This window comes from Paenibacillus sp. HJGM_3, from assembly GCF_045062745.1.
Taxonomy (GTDB): domain Bacteria; phylum Bacillota; class Bacilli; order Paenibacillales; family NBRC-103111; genus Paenibacillus_AA.
Window position 1 is genome coordinate 52,507 of the sequence record NZ_JBJGED010000025.1, and the last position, 20,223, is coordinate 72,729.

Sequence of the window (20,223 nt, forward strand, 5' to 3'; positions counted from 1 at the left end):
ATATCGGATCAGGCTTGCCATCGGATGGTTCTGCACGCCAAGAGCTGATCCGCCCGCTGGAGCTGATCGGCTAACAGATCCCGGAGGAACTCCGGCAAATAATACCGGGTTTCCTCTCCCTGGGCCAAGGACGTATACCCGCTTCCGAACGTGAACATGTCGATCATCCCGACCCGGTAGCGCTTCTCCGGCATAAGCGGCGCACCGTTCACGAGCACGGACCGGATTTTCCCCATCGCCTTCCCGCTCGGATCGTAATGCACTTCCAGCCCGTCCACGCATAACACGCCAAGCACCTGACCCCGGAACCCGAATCCTTTGATCGGCCGTTCATAAAATTCGGGCAGCAGCGATTCCTCCAGCGCTTGCACCAGATGGCGGCCGGCTAGCAGCGTCACGCACGGGTTGATCGGGGAAGGGCACAGCTGATGCAGCTGCCCCGCCGTCACGGTCCCTTCGCGGACCTCGGCCAGCAGCTGCCCTGCATTGACAAGGCCGATCTCCCCTCCGGTCCAGCGTCGGATGCCTGCTGCAAGCAGGTTGCCAAGCTCGGATTCCTCGTACCAATGCAAGGCAAGCGGTTCCTCCAGCTTCGCGATCGGCCGCTGCAGTTCTCGCTCCCCTGCCGCGCGGTAGCGCTCGATCAAGCGCTCCAGAACCGGATCGGCGGGATATTCGTCCACCGGCAGGCAACGGCCTTGCTCAAGCTCCAGCTTGCGTGTCTCGAGATCATAGCGCAGCGTCAGCTCGCCCACGTACTTGCCATGGCTGCCCGTCGCGGCAATCCAGACGTTCCCGATACGCTCGGGCGTTTCCAGCAGATGATGCGTGTGTCCACCCAGAATGATGTCCACCTCCGGCACACCATGCGCCATGAGCCGGTCTTGCGTCAAGCCGAGATGAGACATCACGACCACGACGTCGGCACCCTCGCGGCGCAGACGGCTCGCTTCCCGGCGCACGGCCTCGATCGGCTCCAACACCGTCCAACCTAGAAGCGTATAGAAAGCCGAATAGAAGGCGGTAACTCCAATCAGCCCAACCTGTATTTGCCCGCGGCGCATCAGGACGGAAGGCACCATCCAGTCCGGCTGCCGGCCGGTCTCCGCTTCCGTCAAGTTCGATCCGAGAATGGCGAAGCGCGCATGGTCCCGGTACGTCCGCTCGATCGTCTCTTTCGGAAATGTCAAGCCTTCGTTGTTCCCAAGCACGACGGCATCGTAGCCGGTCGCATTCAGCACCGCCACGTTGGCCGCGCCCATGCTTCCTTCGGTCTCGACGCGCATCCGGTCCATATGGTCCCCTATATCCAAAGTCAGTACTTCATCCTTAGTCCGATGCTGCTTCAGCTGACGAATCGCGGAAGCCATGCGCGGCATTTGCTCGAACCGGCTGTGAAGGTCGTTCGTGTGTATGATTGTAAGCGGCTGCCAGTGTGCAGTCATCCGAACTCCTCCCTCGTCTCGTAGTCCTGTCACATTTCCTTCCACTTGGTGATTCGGCTCGCCGGGGTCGAAATCCTGCCGCTCGTCCGAAACCGGATCATCCTCCATTGTATGCGGGCGCCTCGATTGACAATGCCACCCGCTCCCGATACGATGGAAAATAAGTTGTTACCACGTGTTCATAGGAGAATGCCGCGATGAAAATTACGGTCTTAGTATTCGCCGGCCTGGCCGAAACGATCGGCTCGAGCCGCCTGACGGTCGAGCTCGGCAGCGGGGCGCCTACGGTGCAAGCGCTCAAGGAAGAGCTGGCTCGCCTGCATCCCGGCGCGGCTTCCTTGATCCGGCGCTCCTTCGCCGCCTGCAATCAAACCTACGCGGCCGATGACGCCCTACTGGCCGAATCGGACGAGGTCGCGCTCATCCCGCCCGTGTCCGGCGGCCAGCCCGCGCCGGAGGACGAGGCGGTTCGCCCGGACCGGCTCTATACCCTTACGACCGACCGGGTGTCGGTGGAGGAGGTAGTGAGCCGCGTCCAAGATCCGCGCTATGGGGCCGTGCTCTCCTTCGTAGGGACTACGCGCGAATACACGAACGGCCAGCGCACCGTGCTGCTCGAGTATGAAGCCTACGCCCCCATGGCGCTCAAGACGATGCAGCAGATCGGACAAGAAATAGACGCCCGGTGGCCGGGCGCCGTCTGTGCGATCTCCCATCGTCTCGGGGCGGTGCCGCTCGGGGAGATCAGCGTCGTCATTGCGGTAGCGGCCCCGCACCGGGCGGAATGCTACGAAGCGAGCCGGTACGCAATCGAGCGGCTGAAGATGATCGTCCCGATCTGGAAGAAGGAAATTTGGGAAGACGGCTCCGAATGGAAAGGCCACCAGCTGGGCCCTTGGAACCCTATGCAGGAGGGGCAGTAGACACCGCTCCAGGCGATGTAGCCGGTGCCGGCGGAGAGGCCGGTGCCGCCGGCGCGGCGGTTGCTCCGCTCAGCTCCGCCCTCAGTGCCGCCTTCGCCTGCTGCAGGTCCTCGTCCTTCACGAGAATGTAAGGACTGCGCCATTCCCCACGCAAGGCAATGAACTTGATCTGTTCCCGATCGAGCTTCAGCATCGCTTCCATCACACCTCGAATTTCCGTCTCGGGAATGTCGGTCTTGATATGATTCCCGGCCTTGTCCAGCACCCCGCCGAGATGCATCGCTCCACGAAAGCTCGTCAGCCGCGCCATTAACTGCTGCAGCACTTGCTGCTGCCGCTTGTTGCGCATATAATCGGTCGATTCCTGCGTGTTGCGATTCGACTTGCGGTAACGGACGAAATCGAGCGCCTGCTTGCCTTGAAGCACCTGCACGCCTTTGCGCAGATTGATGTTCGTGCCGTCGGAACGGTCCACATAGCGCATATTCATATCGACGTCTACGGTGATGCCGCCCAGCTCGTCCACGATTTGCTCGAAGCCTCGGAAATGCACCGCCGCCGCATACCGGAGCGGGACGTCCAGGAAGTCGGCGAACAGCTCCTTGGTCTCGGCGAACGCGGTCGCTTGATTCCGGTTGTAGTAATAGGGGAAGTAAAAATTCGCTTTGCGCTCGGGCAAGCCGGCCGGCTTCAACTGCATATCGCGGGGCAAGGAAACAACGGTGGCGGACTTCCCGTTCGGGTTCACCGCGACCGCCATAATGACGTCGGAGTTCATGCTGCGCGTCTCCCGGCGATTGTCGATGCCGAGCAGGAGGAACGACAACCCTTCCGGACGGCGTAGAGGTTCGCGGGCGCGTGCGGCCAGCATCCGGTGCACCGACAAGTCCATCTCCTCGTCCTGAACGGCATCCAGCCCCCAGTCTTGGTCGAGTGCGGTCCAGGGTTTCGGTCCGTTCGGCGCAGCGGGATGGCTGATCTTGGTCAGGAACTCATCCGTCCGGTTCAGCAGATGCATCGCGTAGACGATGCCCAGCAAGAGAACCGTCAGCATCGCCCAGCCGAACAACCGTACGAACGCCTTCAGAGCGCACCGCTCCCCGTTATGCGGGCCGCTCGGATGAACGTTTTTTTCCAATACGGCTGATTAATCTCCGTCTCCTGTACGCCTTCCTCCGGCGCGGGAGCGGCATGTATCATTTTTCCGTCCCCTACATACACCCCTACGTGACTGACTACCCCGTTGGAGCGAAACCGGCCCGGTACGAAGAAGAACAGCAAATCGCCCGGCCGAAGCAGTTTGCGGTCCACGGTCTCCCCTAAGCGAGATTGAGCTCGGGCCGACCGGGGCAGCTCGATCTTTTGCTTGTCGAACAAATACTGGGTGAAGGACGAGCAGTCGAATGTCCCGGACTGCGCGAACGCGCCGGTGCCGAATTTGTAGTTAATGCCGATATACCGCCGGGCCTGCGCCTCCAGCTCATCCACGTTCAGGGCAACCGGCTCGGCTTCCTCCTCTTGAGCGGACGTGATGGCGCGGGTATGGTGAAGCTGGATCGGCTGCCGCTTGGCGGAAGCTTGGCCGGGCTTGTAAGCCGGATCGTCCTCGAAGCTCAGTTCGTCCTTCTTGTCTTTTTCGGCCGGCGCCGAGATCTCTTTTTTGTCCGCACGCATCTCAGTAGGCGTGACCGTCAGTTCCGTATCGGTCGACCGGTAAGTCATATCGTTGCCGAACAGCTCTCCCACCGCCTCAACCGGGATGTATAGCGCGTCCTTCTCATAAATCGGAGGGGCGGACAAATTAATGGGACTCGCTTCCTTCAACGCCTTTTTCTTCTCCGCCTTCAGCTCGAACTCCGGATCGTTGACCCCGAGCTTCATCGTCAAGGAATCGTTGTCCCAGAACGTCCGGTACTCCAAGATGTCGGCGACCGCCTGAGCCGCCACATAGCTCTTGTCGTTCAGCTTCACAATGGAGATCCGCGCCTCGTCCCCTTGCGGGATCGCCTTCAAGATGTGCAGCTGCCCTTTTTTGACCTGCTTCGCCTCGAGCTTCGATTCGTTCTGCTTCTTCATTTGGGCGCAGGCCGTTGTCGCCGCGAGCGCGACCGATACCGCCAGCACAAGGCTTATGCGCTTCCGAGCGTGCTTCATTCCCATACTGTTCCTACCCTTCCCTGTGTACGGATGATGTCTGATCATAGGTTGAGGTTTCGGGAAACGAATTATTCGGGTGGGTGCACTCACTTTTTTTACCTTGACTGGGGGTAGCGATTCGATGTAAAGTAAAAAACAATTTAAGTCAAACCGCGATTACCAAGGACATGTCCGAACCGGCCGCCACAGAGAGAAAATCGATGGGTGCGAGATTTTCCGGCCGATTCGGGGCGCATCCCGCCTTGGAGCCGTTCAGCCGAACTTCAAGCACGAGCCCGTAAGCTGAGCCGGAATTCCCCGTTATCGGAAAAGAGAATCGCCGTGTCCGGAGTGTCGAGATGCGGGATTGAATTAGGGTGGTACCACGACGCAAATCGTCCCTTGACGATTGCGTCTTTTTGTTTTTCCCACACAAAGGAGGTTGTTGAAATGAGACAAAAAACATGGTTCATGCCGATCCAACGGGAAGTGCCGGCCGAGGCGGAAGCGGCCAGCCATCGCCTGCTGCTGCGCGCGGGCTTCATACGCCAGCTCGCCGCAGGCGTCTATACGTACTTGCCGATGGGGCGGCGTGTGCTGCGCAAGCTGGAGACGATCATTCGGGAGGAGCTCGATCGGATCGGCGCCCAGGAGCTGCTCATGCCGGCCCTGCAGCCCGCCGAGCTATGGGAGCAGTCCGGCAGGCTCGAGCTTTATGGCCCGGAGCTGATCCGGCTGCAGGACCGGCACGGCCGGGCGTTCGCGCTGGGGCCGACGCATGAGGAGATCGTCACGGCCCTCGCCGGGGCCGAGCTTCGCTCGTATCGCCGGCTGCCGCTCCTCGTCTATCAGATCCAGACCAAATTCCGCGATGAGCCGCGGCCCCGGTTCGGCTTACTGCGCGGAAGAGAGTTCCTCATGAAGGATGCCTACTCGTTCCACGCCGAAGCGGATACGCTGCATGAGACTTACGAACATGTACGACAAGCCTACGGCTCGATCTTCACCCGGGTCGGATTGCGCTTCCGAGCGATCGAAGCCGATAACGGAGCGATCGGCGGCGAAGGCGGCTCGCATGAATTCGTGGCGCTGGCCGACATCGGCGAGGACACGGTCGTGACGTGCAGCGAGTGCGATTATGCGGCGAATCTGGAGAAGCTGGCGATGGAGCAGGAGCGCGACGTTCAAGCGGGAGATCCATGCCCGCGCTGCACCGGCCGCTTGCAGTTCTCGAACGGCATCGAGATCGCCCACGTATTCAAACTCGGTACCCGATACAGCGAGCCGCTGCAAGCCCGCGTCGCCGATGCGAGCGGCGTAGAGCGACCTCATCTCATGGGCTGCTACGGCATCGGTGTCTCGCGCCTTCTCGCTACGATCGTCGAGCAGCACCACGACGCGGACGGCATCGTATGGCCTGCGGGCGTGGCCCCATACCACGTCCATCTCGTGCCGCTGCAGACGAAGCCGGGCGCTGACGCCTGGGAGCTGGCACACACGCTCTACGAACGGCTGCAGGCCGCCGGCGTAGAGGTGCTATTGGACGACCGGGAGGAACGCCCGGGGGTCAAGCTGAAGGATGCCGATCTGATCGGACTCCCGGTTCGCATCGTCATAGGCCGAGGCGCCGCCGACGGGCGCGTCGAATGGAAGGCACGCGCCGATGCCGAAACAATGGAGCTATCCATCGATGAAGTCATCCGCCGATTGGATAATTTAGGCTGAATGGAGCAAAATAATTGAAATCTATGTGAAGCGCGGGGTGCGGTCATGAGATTTCTACGAAAACGAACGAAGCCTTACACACAATCCGACGTTCCTGCCATGGAACTGGTTCCCGGTGAGATCGAACCGAAGCTCGCGCAGATTCAGCAGTATTTATCCCATACGGACGATCTGAAGTTCCAAAGATTGTTCCTTGGCGGCCAATCGGTGGTTTTCCTGTATATGGAGTCGCTGATCAAGCAGCAGCTCGTTCAGTCCCATATCCTCAAGCCCCTCCTAGAAGCCGATTCAACGGATTTCGAAAACATCGTGTCCTCTATCGAAGTTAAGCAATCGTCCAATGTTCACCATATAGGCAAAGCTTTGCTGGATGGCTTTTGCGTGGCCATCGCCGAGCACGGTTCGACCGCTTTCCTGATGGCAGCGGCTGAGTCGCAAGGCCGTTCCATCGGAGAACCGAAAGACGAACAAATCATCAAAGGCGCTCACGACGGCTTTGTAGAAAGCCTCAATACAAATTTGTATTTGCTCCGCAATCGAATCAAGAGCCCCCGATTAAAAGTGAAATATTTTACATTGGGCCGGGTAACGAACACGAAAGTCGCCATGGTCTATGTGGACGGCTATGTCGACCCGAATCTCATTGAAGAATGCGAACGAAGGTTAGCGGCGATTGATTTTGACTATTTGTATTCTGTCGCGAACTTGGATGAAATGATCGAGGAGCATCCGTTTTCTCCGTTTCCTCAGACGCTGCAGAGCGGAAGACCCGATCGGGCGGTTTCTTATTTGATGGAAGGGAAAATCAATCTTTTCGTAGACGGCAGCCCGTTGGCACTAATCCTTCCCATCACATTTTTTTCGTTTTATCAATCTTCGGACGACTACAACCATCGCTGGATCACGGGATCGTTTTTTCGGCTGATTCGTTTTATCAGCTTTATTCTGGCGATCAGCTTGCCGGCCATCTATATTGCCATCGTAACGTACCATTCCGAGGTGCTGCCAATCGGAATTTTGTACTCCGTCAAAGTTTCTTTAACCTATGTCCCGTTCCCGCCCATCATGGAGGCCATATCGATGCAGCTCATCCTGGAACTGCTGAAGGAAGCGGCGATCCGATTGCCTTCTCCGATTGCGCAGACCATCGGTATTGTCGGCGGTCTCGTAATCGGTACGGCGGTTGTAGAGGCCCATCTCGTCTCTCACACGATGATTGTCGTCATTGGTTTGACCGCTATCGCCTCATTCGCGACGCCGATCAACGAATTCGGAACGAGCTTAAGAATTCTCGGCTTTCCCACGATGATCGCCGCCTCCCTGTTCGGCTTCTTCGGGATTGCGATCATGCTAATGCTCATCTTCATCCATCTTTGTAAAATCGAGTCCATGGGAGTGCCCTATTTCAATCCTTTTGGCCCGTTTCCCGACAAGCAGGGGATCAAAGATATTTTTCTTAGACTCCCTATCTGGAACACGGATCCCAAACCGCAATCGTTTTTCAAGAGGTGGAAGCGCACTTGAACATTACGATCACCAGATCCCAATTGTTCTTTTTGATCGTCAAAACGCAAATTGGAATCGGCCTATTGTCGTTGCCTTCCAAAACTCAGAGTACCGCGAAAGGAGACGCCTGGATTTCGGTTCTTGTGGCTGGAGCCGTCATTCAGCTGTTGCTGCTGGTCTATTGGCATCTTAATAAGCGATTTCCGAATCACAATTTGCGTCAAATGACAATCCGGATCTTTGGCAGCTTTCCGGGAAAAGCGGTGAATCTCCTCTATTATGGTTCTTTTATCGCCGTAGCGGGCTACGCGAGCGCCCTTTTTATTCATTTAATTCAGAATTGGCTGCTTCCGTTGACACCCGGTTGGGTGCTGCTTCTGCTCTTCCTTTCGACCAGCGTATACCTGGCGCTCGATAATTTGCGGGTCATCGCCCGATTTTTTGTACTATCTTCAGTGTTGCTGGGCCTGTTGATCCTGCTCAGTCTCGCTACATTCGCCCATGGACCGCATATTTCCAACATTCTCCCGGTCGGTCATTCCGGGGTCGGGCAAATTTTTAGAGGCAGCGAGAATACGTTTTTTACGATGCTTGGGTTTGAGGTGATCCTTTATTTTTTCGCACAAGTAGAAGGGAACCCCGCCGGTTTGCTGAAAATCGTCACGTTGTCTAACGGATTTGTTACTTTGTTTAACGCTTATTTCGTCTTCATTTGCCTGATCGGGTTTAGCTCTATCGCGATCGAACAGGTGAATGAACCGGTTATCTTTTTGTTTAAAGGGTTGCCCAATCCCCTGTTTGACCGGTTGGATTTGATCTTTTTGACGATCTGGTCGATTCCGATGACCACCACCATCGTGGCTTACCTATGTTTGGCTGGGAAAAGTGTGACGAAAAGTCAAAGCGCCTATCGGCGGATGGTCTGGATCAGCGGGGCCCTTGTCTTTGCATTAGGCGCCTTTCTCTCCACTCTAGAAAATTTGGACGTGTTCGGGAAGTGGATGGAATATGAATACCTGTTTATGATTGCCGCATTGCCGCTCCTGATGTGGTTGATCTCCTTCCTGATCAAAAACGACGATAGAAGAGGGACCGCATGAGAAAAAAGCATGTATCGCCGATCTGTCTTGGATTCCTTGTCATTGTCTTGGCCCTTGCCCTTGCCGGATGTTGGGACGCCAACTATTTAACCAACAAAAAGATGCTTAACGGACTCGGGTTTGATGCTGCCGAGGATGGCCGAATCGCCGGGACGGCAAGAGCGATCATCTTGAAGGCCAAGGGAGGCGGGCAATTCGACGTAAGCGATGAACTGGTTCAAGCGACCGGTGATTCGATTCAATCGCTCGGCATGCGAATCGACAGTATGCTTCCAGGCACCATTGAAGCCAGTAAATCTCAAGTCATTGTCATCGGCCAAGAGCTTGCGAAGAAGGGCATTATGTCCCCGTTAGAGCCGGTATACCGAAGCCATAAAGGGTTTTTGAACGGCAGCGTTCTAATCAGCGAGGGATCGGCTTCAGAAATCATCTCGGTTAAACAAAGAGAAAATACGCCCGCAGCGTTTGATGTGTTGCAGATGGTTCGAGGAGCGGAGCGAGTAACGAACATTCCGAAACTAACGATGTATTCCTTATGGACGCAATTCGACGAACCCGGCGAAGACAACATTGTTCCCTATATTTACAAAACCAGTGAGAAAACGCTGATTCTAGACAGCATCGCTTTATTAGACGGAGACCGCTATACCGGAATCACCTTGCCTCGCGAAGAAAGTGTTATGCTTCTTTTGCTCAAAGACAGGTTAAGCAAGCTGGCTTATCTTAACATTCCGGCCGGACAGGGATCGGGTGATGGGAAAGAAACCGACACGAATGTCGTCACCATCGAAGTGCAAAAACAAAAAAGAAAATTGCATGTCTCTGTTGATCCCGACAGCGGAGAAATCCTATGCTCTATCAAGCTGGATCTATATGCGGAGCTTGTGAGCTACCCGGGAAACTTAGGCCGGGAAATTGACCGCGGGCGGTTAAATCAGGATTTGTCCGAAGTTCTAAATAAGGAGGCGGCATCGGTCGCAGCCAAATTGCAAAAAGCGAATTGTGACGCGCTTGGGATCGGCAGAAGAGTGGGTGCAAGCCAACATAAGCTGTGGGAAACTATCGACTGGAAAACGAAATATAGGGAGGTCAAAATCAAACCGGAGGTACAAGTCCATCTCACAAGCACGGGCATTCTCCACTGACGTCAAATTCTCCTTCTCCTCTATAGGTGGACGTCTATAAATCTAGTTATGTGTCTAGCACCGTGCGGGATGAACATCATACTATAAGGCATCTATAACAGGAGGTGCAATTGATGAGTTGTCCCGCTCCTCACAAGAAGAAGATCCTCAGATGCACTAAGAAACACGCTAAAAAAATCATCCGCCGCAGCCGGCTAGTTCGCCGTTCTGTCCCCGGACCGCAAGGTCCTCCTGGGCCGCAAGGTCCTGCCGGGGTGCCTGGACCGTCCGGAGTCGGTCTCCTCACGAACTATAATTTCATTGAAATCCCGAATCCGATGGTCCCTACCGAACCCGGAATTGTCGCATTTCCCCTGCCCGCGGCGCCCGGGACGTTTGGGGACGAGACGCCCATCAGCCCACAATTCGTAGCCCTGAGCACCATTACACCAGCCAGCCGTATCGCCTTGCGTGCCACGATCGTTTGGCGCTATACGTTCTTAAGCGGTTCCTCCCCGGAATTGACGGTTTCGAGTCAAACGATGCGCTTCAGTATTTTTCGCAATGCCCCTGTAACCGGTGAACTTGTCGGGACCGTGACGGATACAGGCAGCTTGACACAGATAAATTTAGAGGGGACGGATGTTACATCCGTGAATGGAACTTTCACCACCACCTTCGAGGTGACGGATACGGGGGTTCCGGGACCGAATGCCAACTATTTTCTAACCGGAGCCGCCGGCCAAGTATCCGGATTCGGTGTAGGTATGGATACCGGGCCAAGTCCGATTACCGATTTCAACCCTCCGGTCGCCCTTGAGATCCACTTCAGCGGAGAAGTTATCGGTCCCAATGTCGGCTAAAGGAGGTGCAACTCTTGGCCAAAATCATCAAAAGCCGCCCAGAGATGGGCAAATGGAGGCTTTGGAAATTTTTCGCTAAAAATCAACGTATTCGCCGCTATTTGCCTCCGACTAGTCTGCTTTCCACAAAGACGCTTCGAGTGTTTTTACAAAGGTTCAGGACGGTGTACATCAAACCTTGCGGCGGCCAGCAAGGCAAAGGGGTTATTAAAGCGTGGAAAAAGGGCAACCGTTATATTTTCGTTAAAGAAAAGGGTCGTAAAATCATCTGTGCATCCGCGGAACAAATGTATCGGACCATTAGACGGCAAAGCCCCAAACGCAACCATATCGTTCAAAGGGCCATCCGTCTTGCCGAAGTTTCGGGGAGACCATTTGACATCCGGTTAATGATGATGAGAAATGCAACAGGGAACTGGGAATATGTTGGCATGATGGCTAAAGTGGCGGGTAAAGGCAGTGTGATTACGAATTTGGGCCGCGGGAGAGGGTATGCCTTGGAAGCGGATAAGGCAATCCGACGATCCGTCGGGTTTCGCGGGCCAAAACTAAAGAAGCTTAAGCATGAGATGATTCGGCTGGGATATAGATCGTGCCGAAGGTTTGACGATTATAAGCGATACTGGCAAATCGGTTTAGATTTGGCGGTTGATAAACAAGGACGCATCTGGATGATCGAAGAAAACACGGGACCCGCTCATTCGCTTTTTGCCAAGTTGCGTGATAAATCGGTTTACAGGAAAATGAAGCGCTTGACAGCCTATCGATACAGACGGAAACCTTCGTGAACGACCTGATGAAGCCGAGGGTACCCAATGAGTCCGTGCCGAGGAAGGAACACTTTAGTTCACGCAAAAAAGGGGCTCGTCACGAGTCCCTTTCTTCGTTTTATTTCCGATTATCCGATACTGCCTCTGCCCCGAAGCATAAGGCCGAGGTAGGTTAATTGAATGTCTTCACGATAAAGGCTTGTTCTTCTTCGGCGGAGAGGATTCCGGTCGCTTTTCCGATCGAGCCGTCTTCGAGGCTCCATAGATAGTTGTGATCGTCGTCTATCTTCGAGAAATCACCGGCTTCCCATTTCTTCGTTATTTTTAGGAGCTGGTCGCGGTTTTTCCATGTCTGGCCTTTCTGCTCGATGAGTTCCCCGATGAGTCGGACTCGGTTTGATGTCATTTGGATGCTCGTCCATTTGTCCGATGCTTTGACTTTTTGATGGGTCATGTGGTGCATCAGATTGATGACGTCTTCCTCATAGACTTCCATCTCCGGCTTGAGGGCCGTTTCGAGCAAATTCTCGACTTTCTTGTTCTCCGATGTGCTTATCCTTCCGAGTGCAACATGAGTATCTACTTTTCCCAGCCCCGTCGGGTCGTTCGTCGCAGTTGGTTCACCTGTAGGTACAGGAGTCGGAGCAACGGCGTCGGCCGTTGTTCGGTCGGCGTGATCTGTGATCGCGACATAAATGACTCCGGCTACTATGACAACAGCTGCGAACGCGACGATTGAGAAAATGATTTTAGTCGTTTTGGACCACATATGATGTTCCCTCCCTGTGCGTTTTTTCAGGATGCACAGTAAAGTCTCAAACTGTATCGGGAAAATAAACAGATATGCATCACTAGAGATAATCCTAACAAAGGTGATGATAGAAGGGTATGGAGATTGATGGAAACCTACCAACAAACCCGCGAATGAAAGTGAATATGTTGAAGCCGGAAAAAATAAAAACGTGTCCGAGCGACTAGGCACGCAAGCGTGAAAGTCGCATAGGACACGTCTCTACATGTTTCTATATCTTAACCGATTGAGCCTTCCATCTCGAACTTGATGAGACGGTTCATCTCCACCGCATACTCCATCGGCAGCTCCTTCGTGAACGGCTCGATGAAGCCCATGACGATCATCTGCGTCGCTTCCGCTTCGGTCAGGCCGCGGCTCATCAGGTAGAACAGCTGATCCTCGGATACCTTGGACACCGTAGCTTCGTGCTCCAGCGTAATGTTGTCGTTCATGATCTCGTTGTACGGGATCGTGTCGGACGTCGACTGGTTATCCAGAATGAGCGTGTCGCACTTGACGTTCGCCTTCGACCCCTGGGAGTTGCGCCCGAAGGAGGCGAGGCCACGGTACGTCACCTTGCCGCCGTGCTTGCTGATCGACTTCGACACGATCGTCGACGTCGTGTCCGGCGCCAGGTGAATCATCTTCGCGCCGGCGTCTTGGTGCTGGCCCTTGCCGGCGACGGCGATGGACAAGACCATGCCTTTCGCACCGCGGCCCTTCAGGACGACCGCCGGGTACTTCATCGTCAGCTTGGAGCCGATGTTGCCGTCGACCCACTCCATCGTCGCGTTCTCTTCAGCCACCGCACGCTTCGTCACGAGGTTGTAGATGTTCGGCGCCCAGTTCTGGATCGTCGTGTAGCGCGCGCGGGAGTTCTTCTTGCAGATGATCTCCACGACCGCGCTGTGCAGCGAGTTGGTGCTGTAGATCGGCGCGGTGCAGCCTTCGACATAGTGCACGAAGCTGTCTTCGTCCGTGATGATGAGCGTCCGCTCGAATTGGCCCATGTTCTCGGAGTTGATCCGGAAGTAGGCCTGCAGCGGAATTTCGCACTTCACGCCCTTCGGCACGTAGATGAAGCTGCCGCCGGACCACACGGCGCTGTTCAGCGCGGCGAACTTGTTGTCGCTAGGCGGAACGACGGTTCCGAAATACTCCTTGAAAATCTCCGGATGCTCGCGAAGCGCGGTATCCGTATCGGTGAAGATCACGCCCTGCTTCTCCAGGTCTTCCTGCATGCTGTGGTAGACGACCTCAGATTCGTATTGGGCGGACACCCCGGCCAGGAACTTTTGCTCGGCTTCCGGAATCCCCAGCTTGTCGAACGTGTTCTTGATCTCCTCCGGCACTTCTTCCCACGTCTTGCCTTGCTTCTCCGATGGCTTCACGTAGTACGTAATGTCGTTGAAATCGAGATCGTCCATGTTGCCGCCCCAGCGAGGCATCGGCGTGTTGTTGAAGATCTCCAGCGACTTCAGACGGAAGTCCAGCATCCATTGCGGCTCGTTCTTCATTCTGGAAATTTCCGCTACGATCTCCGCCGTCAGCCCTTTTTCCGAACGGAAAATGTTCTGATGCTCGTCGCGAAAGCCATACTTGTAATCTTCCATTTCCGGCATTTGCTTGGCCATTCGTAATCCCTCCCTGATTGTGTAGTGGTAAAGTGGTTAATCCCCGATCGAGGCGAAAAATTGCTTCGTCTTCACAAGCCCGTCGACCAGCCGGTCGATGTCCTGCTCGGTGTTATACAAATAAAAGCTTGCTCTAGCGGTGGCATTCACATTCAGCCACCGCATCAGCGGCTGGCAGCAATGATGGCCGGCGCGGATCGCGATGCCCTCCGCGTCGATCACCGTTGCCACGTCATGGGCATGAATGTCGGCGAGATTGAAGGTGACGAGCCCGGTGCGGCCTTCGCGCGGACCGTAGATCGTCAGCTCGTCGATCTGGGACAGACGCTCCACGGCATAAGCGGCGAGCGCCCGGTCATGCTCCAGGATGCGGTCGAGACCGATCTCCTGCAGGAAATCGATCGCGGCTCCCAAGCCGACGGCGCCGGCGATGATCGGCGTGCCGCCCTCGAACTTCCACGGCAAGTCCTTGAACGTGGAGTCGTACAAGTCGACGCGGTCAATCATCTCGCCGCCGAACTCGATCGGCTCCATCCGCTCGAGCAGCTCCTTCTTGCCGTACAGGGCGCCGATGCCGGTAGGCCCGCACATCTTGTGCCCCGAGAAGCCGTAGAAGTCGCAATCCAGATCCTGCACGTCGACCTTCATGTGCGGCGTGCTCTGGGCCCCGTCGACGACCATCTTGGCGCCGTGACGGTGTGCGATCGCGGCGATCTCCTTGACCGGATTCGTCACGCCGAGCACGTTGGAGACGTACACGACCGCGACGATCTTCGTCCGGTCCGTAATCGTCGCTTCGACGTCCGCGAGCGAGATCGAACCATCCTCTTGCAGAGGAATATATTTCAGCGTGGCTCCGGTCTTCCGAGCGACCTGCTGCCACGGAATTAGATTGCTGTGGTGCTCCATCGGCGTGATGACGATCTCGTCGCCTTCCCGGCACACTTCCCGCGCGTAGCTCGTCGCCACGAGATTGAGCGCCGTCGTCGTGCCGCGCGTGAAGATGATCTCCTCGCGCGACCGGGCGTTCAAGAACGCCGCCACCTTGTCGCGGGCTCCTTCGTAAGCGTCCGTGGCCCGGGAACCGAGCGTATGCACGCCGCGGTGAACGTTGGAATTGTCCAGCTCGTAATAGCGGCTCACCGCTTCGATCACCGGACGCGGCTTCTGCGACGTCGCCGCGCTGTCCAAGTAAACGAGCGGATGGCCGTTCACTTCCTGATGGAGAATCGGAAACAGTTCCCTAAGCTCGGCGCTGTTCAGCATTATCCCAGCTTCCTTTCTACCAGTGCCTCGAGCTGCTTGCGCACGCTCTCTAGAGGCACTTCGGAGATGACCGGGGCGAGGAAGCCGTAGATGACGAGCCGTTCGGCTTCGACTCTCGGCACGCCGCGGGACATCAGATAGTAAATTTGCTCCGGATTGATCTGGCCTACGCTCGCCGCGTGACCCGCCTTCACATCGTCTTCGTCGATGAGCAGGATCGGGTTGGCGTCGCCGCGGGCTCTCGGGCTCAGCATGAGCACGCGCTCGGTTTGCTGCCCGTTCGCGCCGGTGGCGCCCTTCTCGATCTTCGTGATGCCGTTGATGATCGCGGTCGCTTCTTCCTTCATGACGGCGCGTGTGATCATCTGGCTCGGGGTTGCCTTGCCATAGTGAACCGCACGGGTCGTCTGGTTCAGCTTCTGCTCGCCGCGGCCGACGCTGATGACCTTCGCATCCGAGTCGGAGCCGTTGCCCTTCAGGATGGAGGTCGTGTCCGCCATCGCATTCCCGCTGTTCAGCTCGCCGATGATCCATTCGATCTTGCTGTCGTTCTCGAGCACCGCGCGACGGTACGTAATATCGGTCGCTCCGGCGCCGAAGTTGTGAATCGAGGCGAATGTGACTTGAGCGCCCGGCTTGGCGATCACTTCTACCACACCGTTATGCACGAGCTCCAGGCCGTCCGCGGAGAAGTAATTGTCCACGTAGGTCACCGAGCTGTTCGCCTCGGCGACGATCAGCACGTGCGGCGCGATCGCGGCATCCGCGTCGTCGGCGTAGAACAGCGCCTGCAGCGGCAAGTCCACCTGCACGCCGCGCGGCACGTACAGGAACACCCCGCCGTTCCACATGGCGGCATGCAGCGCGGTCAGCCGGTTCTCGTCAGCCTTCACGACCGACAGGAAGTGCTTGCGCACGAGATCGCAATGGGTCTGCAGCGCGGACTCGAGGTCCGTGAACACGACGCCTTGGGCGGCGAGTCGATCGCTCACATGCTTGAACGCCAGGCCGGAATTGCGCTGCACGAGCACACTCGCGGCGTCGCCGTCTTCTTGCAGCAAATCCCTCACCTGCTGCGGCAGCTGATTCACGTCCGTCCACAGGGCCGTTTCTTTATAGGAACCGAAAGCGTCCAGCTTCCAGCGGTCAATCCGGGTCTTCTCCAATTTGGGCAGTTCCAACGAACCGGCCGATTCCAATGCTTGCACACGCAAATCCTGCATCCATTGCGGTTCTTGCTTGCGAGCGGACAATTGAGCGATGGAATCGCGGTCGATTGGAAGAACGGTATTTAAGCTCATTTTCCATTTCCTCCTGATCGTTTAAGCCTTAACGCCTCACACGGATGGGCTAAGGACCTTTTATGCTTCTTGACCAACGGTTTCATCCACAATGCCCAGTTCTTCCTTAATCCAATCGTAGCCTTCCGCCTCCAGACGCTCGGCGAGCTCCGGACCGCCCGATTTCACGATGCGGCCTTGCATCATCACATGCACGAAGTCCGGCTTCACGTAGTTCAGCAGGCGCTGATAGTGGGTAATGATCAGGAAGGCGCGATCCTCGCTGCGCATCGCATTGACGCCTTCCGCCACGATCCGCAGCGCGTCGATGTCGAGGCCGGAGTCGATCTCGTCGAGAATGACGATCTTCGGCTCGAGCAGCATCATCTGCAGAATCTCGTTCCGCTTCTTCTCCCCGCCGGAGAAGCCTTCGTTCAGATAACGATGGGCAAACTCCGGGTTCATCTCCAGCTGCTTCATCTTGCCCTCCATCTGGCGGATGAACTTGATGAGGGAAATCTCGTTGCCTTCCTCGCGGCGGGCATTGATCGCGCTGCGCAGGAAGTCGGAGTTCGTCACGCCGGCGATCTCGCTCGGATACTGCATCGCCAGGAACAGACCGGCGCGGGCGCGCTCGTCTACCGCCATCTCCAGCACATCTTCTCCGTCCAGCGTAACGCGGCCGTCCGTCACTTCATATTTGGGATGCCCCATAAGCGCGGAAGCGAGCGTACTTTTCCCGGTTCCGTTCGGACCCATGATCGCGTGCACTTCGCCCCCGTTAATTTTCAGCTCGATGCCTTTCAGAATTTCCTTGTCTTCAATAGAAGCTCGCAAGCCGTCTATGACGAATTGTGGTGAATTAGCCATTTGTACTGTTCCCTCCGAGGCGTAATTTGGAATCATTCTTAAATGATTCTCATTGATTCTCAATAATAACTTTATTATAACCGATCTTGTCGAACAAGAGAAGCCTAAGCCCCTCCGGCCGACCCCGCACGTGACGCTAGCCCCGTCCAAGCTGCTTCAAGATGGCTTGCCGCTCCGCTTCGAATTGCTTGTCCGTCATCACGGGAGCTGCAACGCCCTCCATGGGCAAATGCTCCGGAAGCTTCAGCTCGATCCACGATTTGCATCCGTTGTACTCGGGGAGAATCGGCGCTTCCAAGGGGACCGCGAGCTTATAAACTCTTAGTAGTATGACGTGCAGCGGCTGTGTCTTCTTCCATTTTAGCCGTTCGGAAGCAAATTCATCCGTCCAGATATGGTAGTCGCGCAGCCGATCCAGCTCCTCCTGGCTCGTGACCTCGAGATCCCGGACCGCTTCCGCGTACGTCTCGATCTTCACGGTCGGTTGATCCGGCTGCCAGTCTGCGGTGGTCCGGTCGATAAGCTCCTGGCAGGCGTCCTTGAGCAGATGCTTCTTTTGGTGCTCGTACGTCGGATATAAGAAGAAGCCGGTCTCGCGCAGCTCGAAATGCCGAGTCTCCTCGACGATGCCGCCTTTGCGCATAATCAGGATTTGACGCCCGCTCGCCAGCGCGTGAACGGCGGAAGCCCATTCTTTGAGGGCCGCGCGCTGCTCCGAAATCCTCATGAACTTTGCCACCTCCATCCAATCGATTATAGCGCTCCTGAGGAAGTCATTGCAAACGGATTGCCGGGAAAAAACGACAAAGACAGCCCCCAAAGGATGGGCTGTCTCGTGCAGAATCGGCAGGAACGGACGTCAGCCGCTGAAGGCTTGAAGCATCCACACGTGCTTCTCGAGACTCGTCCGAATCCCGGTCAGCATGTCGGCTGTGCTCGAGTCGCCTTCCTTCTCGGCGGCTTCCACGCCCTTCTCCAGCTCCCCGATCATCGTCTCGAAATCCGCGATCGTCGCCTTCACCATCTGATCGGCCGACTCGCCGCCCTTCGCTTCCTTGACGGAAGCGAGCGACAGCTGATCCTTCAGCATCGAGGCGGGTTTGCCCTTCAGCGCCAGAATGCGCTCGGCCAGGAGGTCCATCGTGCTGCCCGCCTCCGTGTACAGCTCCTCGAACTTCGCATGCAGCGTGAAGAAGTCGGCGCCTTTCACATACCAGTGAAAATGGTGCAGCTTCATATACAGGACGCTCCAGTTCGCGACCTGCTTGTTCAGTACGTCTACGATCGACATTGTGGCAGTTGTTGGGGACATGTGCCCGCGCCTCCTTAAGGTTAGTTGAATGCTTATTCGTGGGATATCCTGTAGGGTAGCACCGATTGACCCGGATTATGTGCGCGCTATTTGCACGAGTTTCCGAATCGCTTATACTAGGGAAAGTACCCGTCATGCGACGTAAACCTGCGAGGGCAGCGGCGTTGTACGGGAACCCCAGATTTCAGCGATTTTTTGGAGGTGCTCCATTTGTCCCAATACCATCCTTTGACTGAACATGAGGCGATCGCCTTTGCCCGGACGATTCCGGATTTGTTCCGCTCCGATGCGGACTTGACCTGCCGCGAGATCGGCGACGGCAACCTGAACTTGGTGTTCCATATCCAGGACCGCGGTTCCTCCGCGAGCGTCATCCTGAAGCAAGCTCTTCCGTATGCGAAGGTCGTCGGCGAATCGTGGCCGCTTACGCTCGATCGGGCCCGGATCGAGAGCGAAGCGCTGCAGATTCAAGGGAACCTGTGCCCGAATCTCGTCCCGAAGGTATACGCCTACGTGCCGGAGCTCGCCCTGACCGTCATGGAAGACTTGAGCGATCATGTCATCATGCGCCGGGGGCTGATGGAAGGCAACCGGTACCCGCTGTTCGCCGGACATATCGGGACGTTTCTGGCCCATACTCTCTTTTACACATCCGACCTCGGAATGAATCAGCAGAGTAAAAAAATGCAAGTGAAGCAGTTCATCAACCCGGAATTGTGCAAAATAACGGAAGACTTGATCTTCGACGATCCGTACACCGACTCTCCGAACAACAGCTTCGAGGAAGCGATCCGGGATGAGGCGGAGGCGCTCTGGTCGGACACCGAACTGCACCTGGAGGTCGCCCGGCTGCGCCACGGCTTCCTGACGAAGGCTCAGGCGCTGCTGCACGGCGATCTGCACACCGGCAGCATCTTCATTACCCCGGAGTCGACCAAGGTCATCGATCCGGAGTTCGCGTACTACGGCCCGATGGGCTTCGATATCGGCGCGGTGCTCGCGAACCTGCTGTTGAACTACGCGGCGCGCGAAGGGCTGAGCGCCACCGAGGCCGAGCGGGCGGACTACCGCCGCTATTTGCTCGATACGGCGCGCGATGTGTGGACGCGGTTCGAGCGCGATTTCCGGGCGCTGTGGGACGAGCACGGCGTCGACCGCATCTCGGGCACGCCCGGCTTCCAGGACGCGTACATGCAGGAGCTGCTGCAGGACACGTTCGGCTACGCCGGCTGCAAGATGGTGCGCCGCGTCGTAGGCTTGGCCCACGTCGCGGACATCGACAAGATCGCCGATGCCGCCAGCCGGGAGAGGGCGCAGCGCATCGCGCTCGCCATCGGCAAGACGCTCATTCGGCGCCACCGGCTCGTGACCTCGATCGAAGAGATGCTGCATGTCGCGGAGACGGCCGTGAGATGACCGGCAACAGCCGGAAGAGGAGGAGGTTCATACGTATGAAGCCTGAAGGAATATCATCGC

General features: G+C 56.6%; 18 protein-coding genes. 8 read left to right on the top strand and 10 right to left on the bottom strand.

Features of this window, described 5'->3' with window-relative positions; all coding sequences use genetic code 11:
- Positions 1 to 8: 8 nt before the first annotated feature.
- On the bottom strand, positions 9 to 1,445 hold the full coding sequence (locus tag ACI5FR_RS24365) for a bifunctional metallophosphatase/5'-nucleotidase (RefSeq protein ID WP_405459227.1): 1,437 nt from the start codon (positions 1,443 to 1,445) through the stop codon (positions 9 to 11).
- 197 nt (positions 1,446 to 1,642) lie between these two features.
- Here ACI5FR_RS24365 and moaD point away from each other — a divergent pair, with 197 nt between their 5' ends.
- Positions 1,643 to 2,368, top strand: a complete 726-nt coding sequence (gene moaD / locus ACI5FR_RS24370) for a molybdopterin converting factor subunit 1 (RefSeq protein WP_405459229.1) — start codon at positions 1,643 to 1,645, stop codon at positions 2,366 to 2,368.
- On the opposite strand, the gene ACI5FR_RS24375 is transcribed toward moaD, so the two are convergent.
- Both ACI5FR_RS24375 and ACI5FR_RS24380 read right to left on the bottom strand, forming a co-directional pair.
- Complete coding sequence (locus ACI5FR_RS24375) at positions 2,349 to 3,506, bottom strand: LCP family protein (protein WP_405459231.1); 1,158 nt, start codon at positions 3,504 to 3,506, stop codon at positions 2,349 to 2,351. The two genes, moaD and ACI5FR_RS24375, sit on opposite strands and share 20 nt — an antisense overlap.
- A complete protein-coding gene (locus ACI5FR_RS24380; protein WP_405459232.1) occupies positions 3,452 to 4,522 on the bottom strand; it encodes a C40 family peptidase in 1,071 nt (356 codons plus the stop codon). The genes ACI5FR_RS24375 and ACI5FR_RS24380 overlap by 55 nt, the downstream gene beginning before the upstream one ends.
- Positions 4,523 to 4,954: 432 nt before the next feature.
- Here ACI5FR_RS24380 and proS point away from each other — a divergent pair, with 432 nt between their 5' ends.
- The 6 genes from proS to ACI5FR_RS24410 all read left to right on the top strand — a co-directional run bounded on the left by proS (position 4,955) and on the right by ACI5FR_RS24410 (position 11,610).
- Positions 4,955 to 6,229, top strand: a complete 1,275-nt coding sequence (proS, locus tag ACI5FR_RS24385) for a proline--tRNA ligase (protein ID WP_405459233.1) — start codon at positions 4,955 to 4,957, stop codon at positions 6,227 to 6,229.
- Positions 6,230 to 6,274: 45 nt separating this feature from the next.
- A complete protein-coding gene (locus ACI5FR_RS24390; RefSeq protein WP_405459234.1) occupies positions 6,275 to 7,753 on the top strand; it encodes a spore germination protein in 1,479 nt (492 codons plus the stop codon).
- Complete coding sequence (locus ACI5FR_RS24395; RefSeq protein WP_405459235.1) at positions 7,750 to 8,835, top strand: GerAB/ArcD/ProY family transporter; 1,086 nt, start codon at positions 7,750 to 7,752, stop codon at positions 8,833 to 8,835. The genes ACI5FR_RS24390 and ACI5FR_RS24395 overlap by 4 nt, the downstream gene beginning before the upstream one ends.
- A complete protein-coding gene (locus tag ACI5FR_RS24400) occupies positions 8,832 to 9,980 on the top strand; it encodes a Ger(x)C family spore germination protein (RefSeq protein WP_405459237.1) in 1,149 nt (382 codons plus the stop codon). The genes ACI5FR_RS24395 and ACI5FR_RS24400 overlap by 4 nt, the downstream gene beginning before the upstream one ends.
- A 113-nt stretch (positions 9,981 to 10,093) precedes the next feature.
- Positions 10,094 to 10,822, top strand: coding sequence for a hypothetical protein (locus ACI5FR_RS24405; protein WP_405459239.1), 729 nt, complete (start codon positions 10,094 to 10,096; stop codon positions 10,820 to 10,822).
- A 14-nt stretch (positions 10,823 to 10,836) separates the two neighbouring features.
- The gene (locus ACI5FR_RS24410) at positions 10,837 to 11,610 is read left to right on the top strand and encodes a YheC/YheD family protein (protein ID WP_405459241.1); all 774 of its coding nucleotides are present in this window, start codon (positions 10,837 to 10,839) and stop codon (positions 11,608 to 11,610) included.
- A gap of 154 nt (positions 11,611 to 11,764) precedes the next feature.
- Here ACI5FR_RS24410 and ACI5FR_RS24415 read toward each other — a convergent pair whose 3' ends face one another.
- The 7 genes from ACI5FR_RS24415 to ACI5FR_RS24445 all read right to left on the bottom strand — a co-directional run bounded on the left by ACI5FR_RS24415 (position 11,765) and on the right by ACI5FR_RS24445 (position 18,747).
- Positions 11,765 to 12,361 (bottom strand): DUF6241 domain-containing protein, encoded by a 597-nt coding sequence (locus ACI5FR_RS24415; RefSeq protein WP_405459244.1) that lies wholly within the window; start codon positions 12,359 to 12,361, stop codon positions 11,765 to 11,767.
- A gap of 260 nt (positions 12,362 to 12,621) precedes the next feature.
- Positions 12,622 to 14,019, bottom strand: coding sequence for a Fe-S cluster assembly protein SufB (gene sufB / locus ACI5FR_RS24420; RefSeq protein ID WP_405459246.1), 1,398 nt, complete (start codon positions 14,017 to 14,019; stop codon positions 12,622 to 12,624).
- Between the two features lie 36 nt (positions 14,020 to 14,055).
- Positions 14,056 to 15,285, bottom strand: coding sequence for a cysteine desulfurase (locus tag ACI5FR_RS24425; RefSeq protein WP_405459247.1), 1,230 nt, complete (start codon positions 15,283 to 15,285; stop codon positions 14,056 to 14,058).
- On the bottom strand, positions 15,285 to 16,586 hold the full coding sequence (gene sufD, locus ACI5FR_RS24430; protein ID WP_405459249.1) for a Fe-S cluster assembly protein SufD: 1,302 nt from the start codon (positions 16,584 to 16,586) through the stop codon (positions 15,285 to 15,287). Before sufD ends, ACI5FR_RS24425 begins: the two co-directional genes overlap by 1 nt.
- Positions 16,587 to 16,646: 60 nt before the next feature.
- Entirely contained in the window at positions 16,647 to 17,435 is a 789-nt protein-coding gene (gene sufC / locus ACI5FR_RS24435; protein WP_405459251.1) for a Fe-S cluster assembly ATPase SufC, read from the bottom strand.
- Positions 17,436 to 17,571: 136 nt separating this feature from the next.
- Positions 17,572 to 18,162, bottom strand: a complete 591-nt coding sequence (locus ACI5FR_RS24440; RefSeq protein ID WP_405459254.1) for a DUF1802 family protein — start codon at positions 18,160 to 18,162, stop codon at positions 17,572 to 17,574.
- 132 nt (positions 18,163 to 18,294) lie between these two features.
- Positions 18,295 to 18,747 carry a Dps family protein gene (locus ACI5FR_RS24445; protein WP_405459256.1) on the bottom strand — a complete coding sequence of 151 codons (453 nt, stop codon included), beginning with the start codon at positions 18,745 to 18,747 and terminating at the stop codon, positions 18,295 to 18,297.
- A 210-nt stretch (positions 18,748 to 18,957) separates the two neighbouring features.
- Between ACI5FR_RS24445 and mtnK the strand changes: the two genes are divergently transcribed.
- The gene (gene mtnK / locus ACI5FR_RS24450; RefSeq protein WP_405459258.1) at positions 18,958 to 20,163 is read left to right on the top strand and encodes an S-methyl-5-thioribose kinase; all 1,206 of its coding nucleotides are present in this window, start codon (positions 18,958 to 18,960) and stop codon (positions 20,161 to 20,163) included.
- Positions 20,164 to 20,223 lie beyond the last annotated feature (60 nt).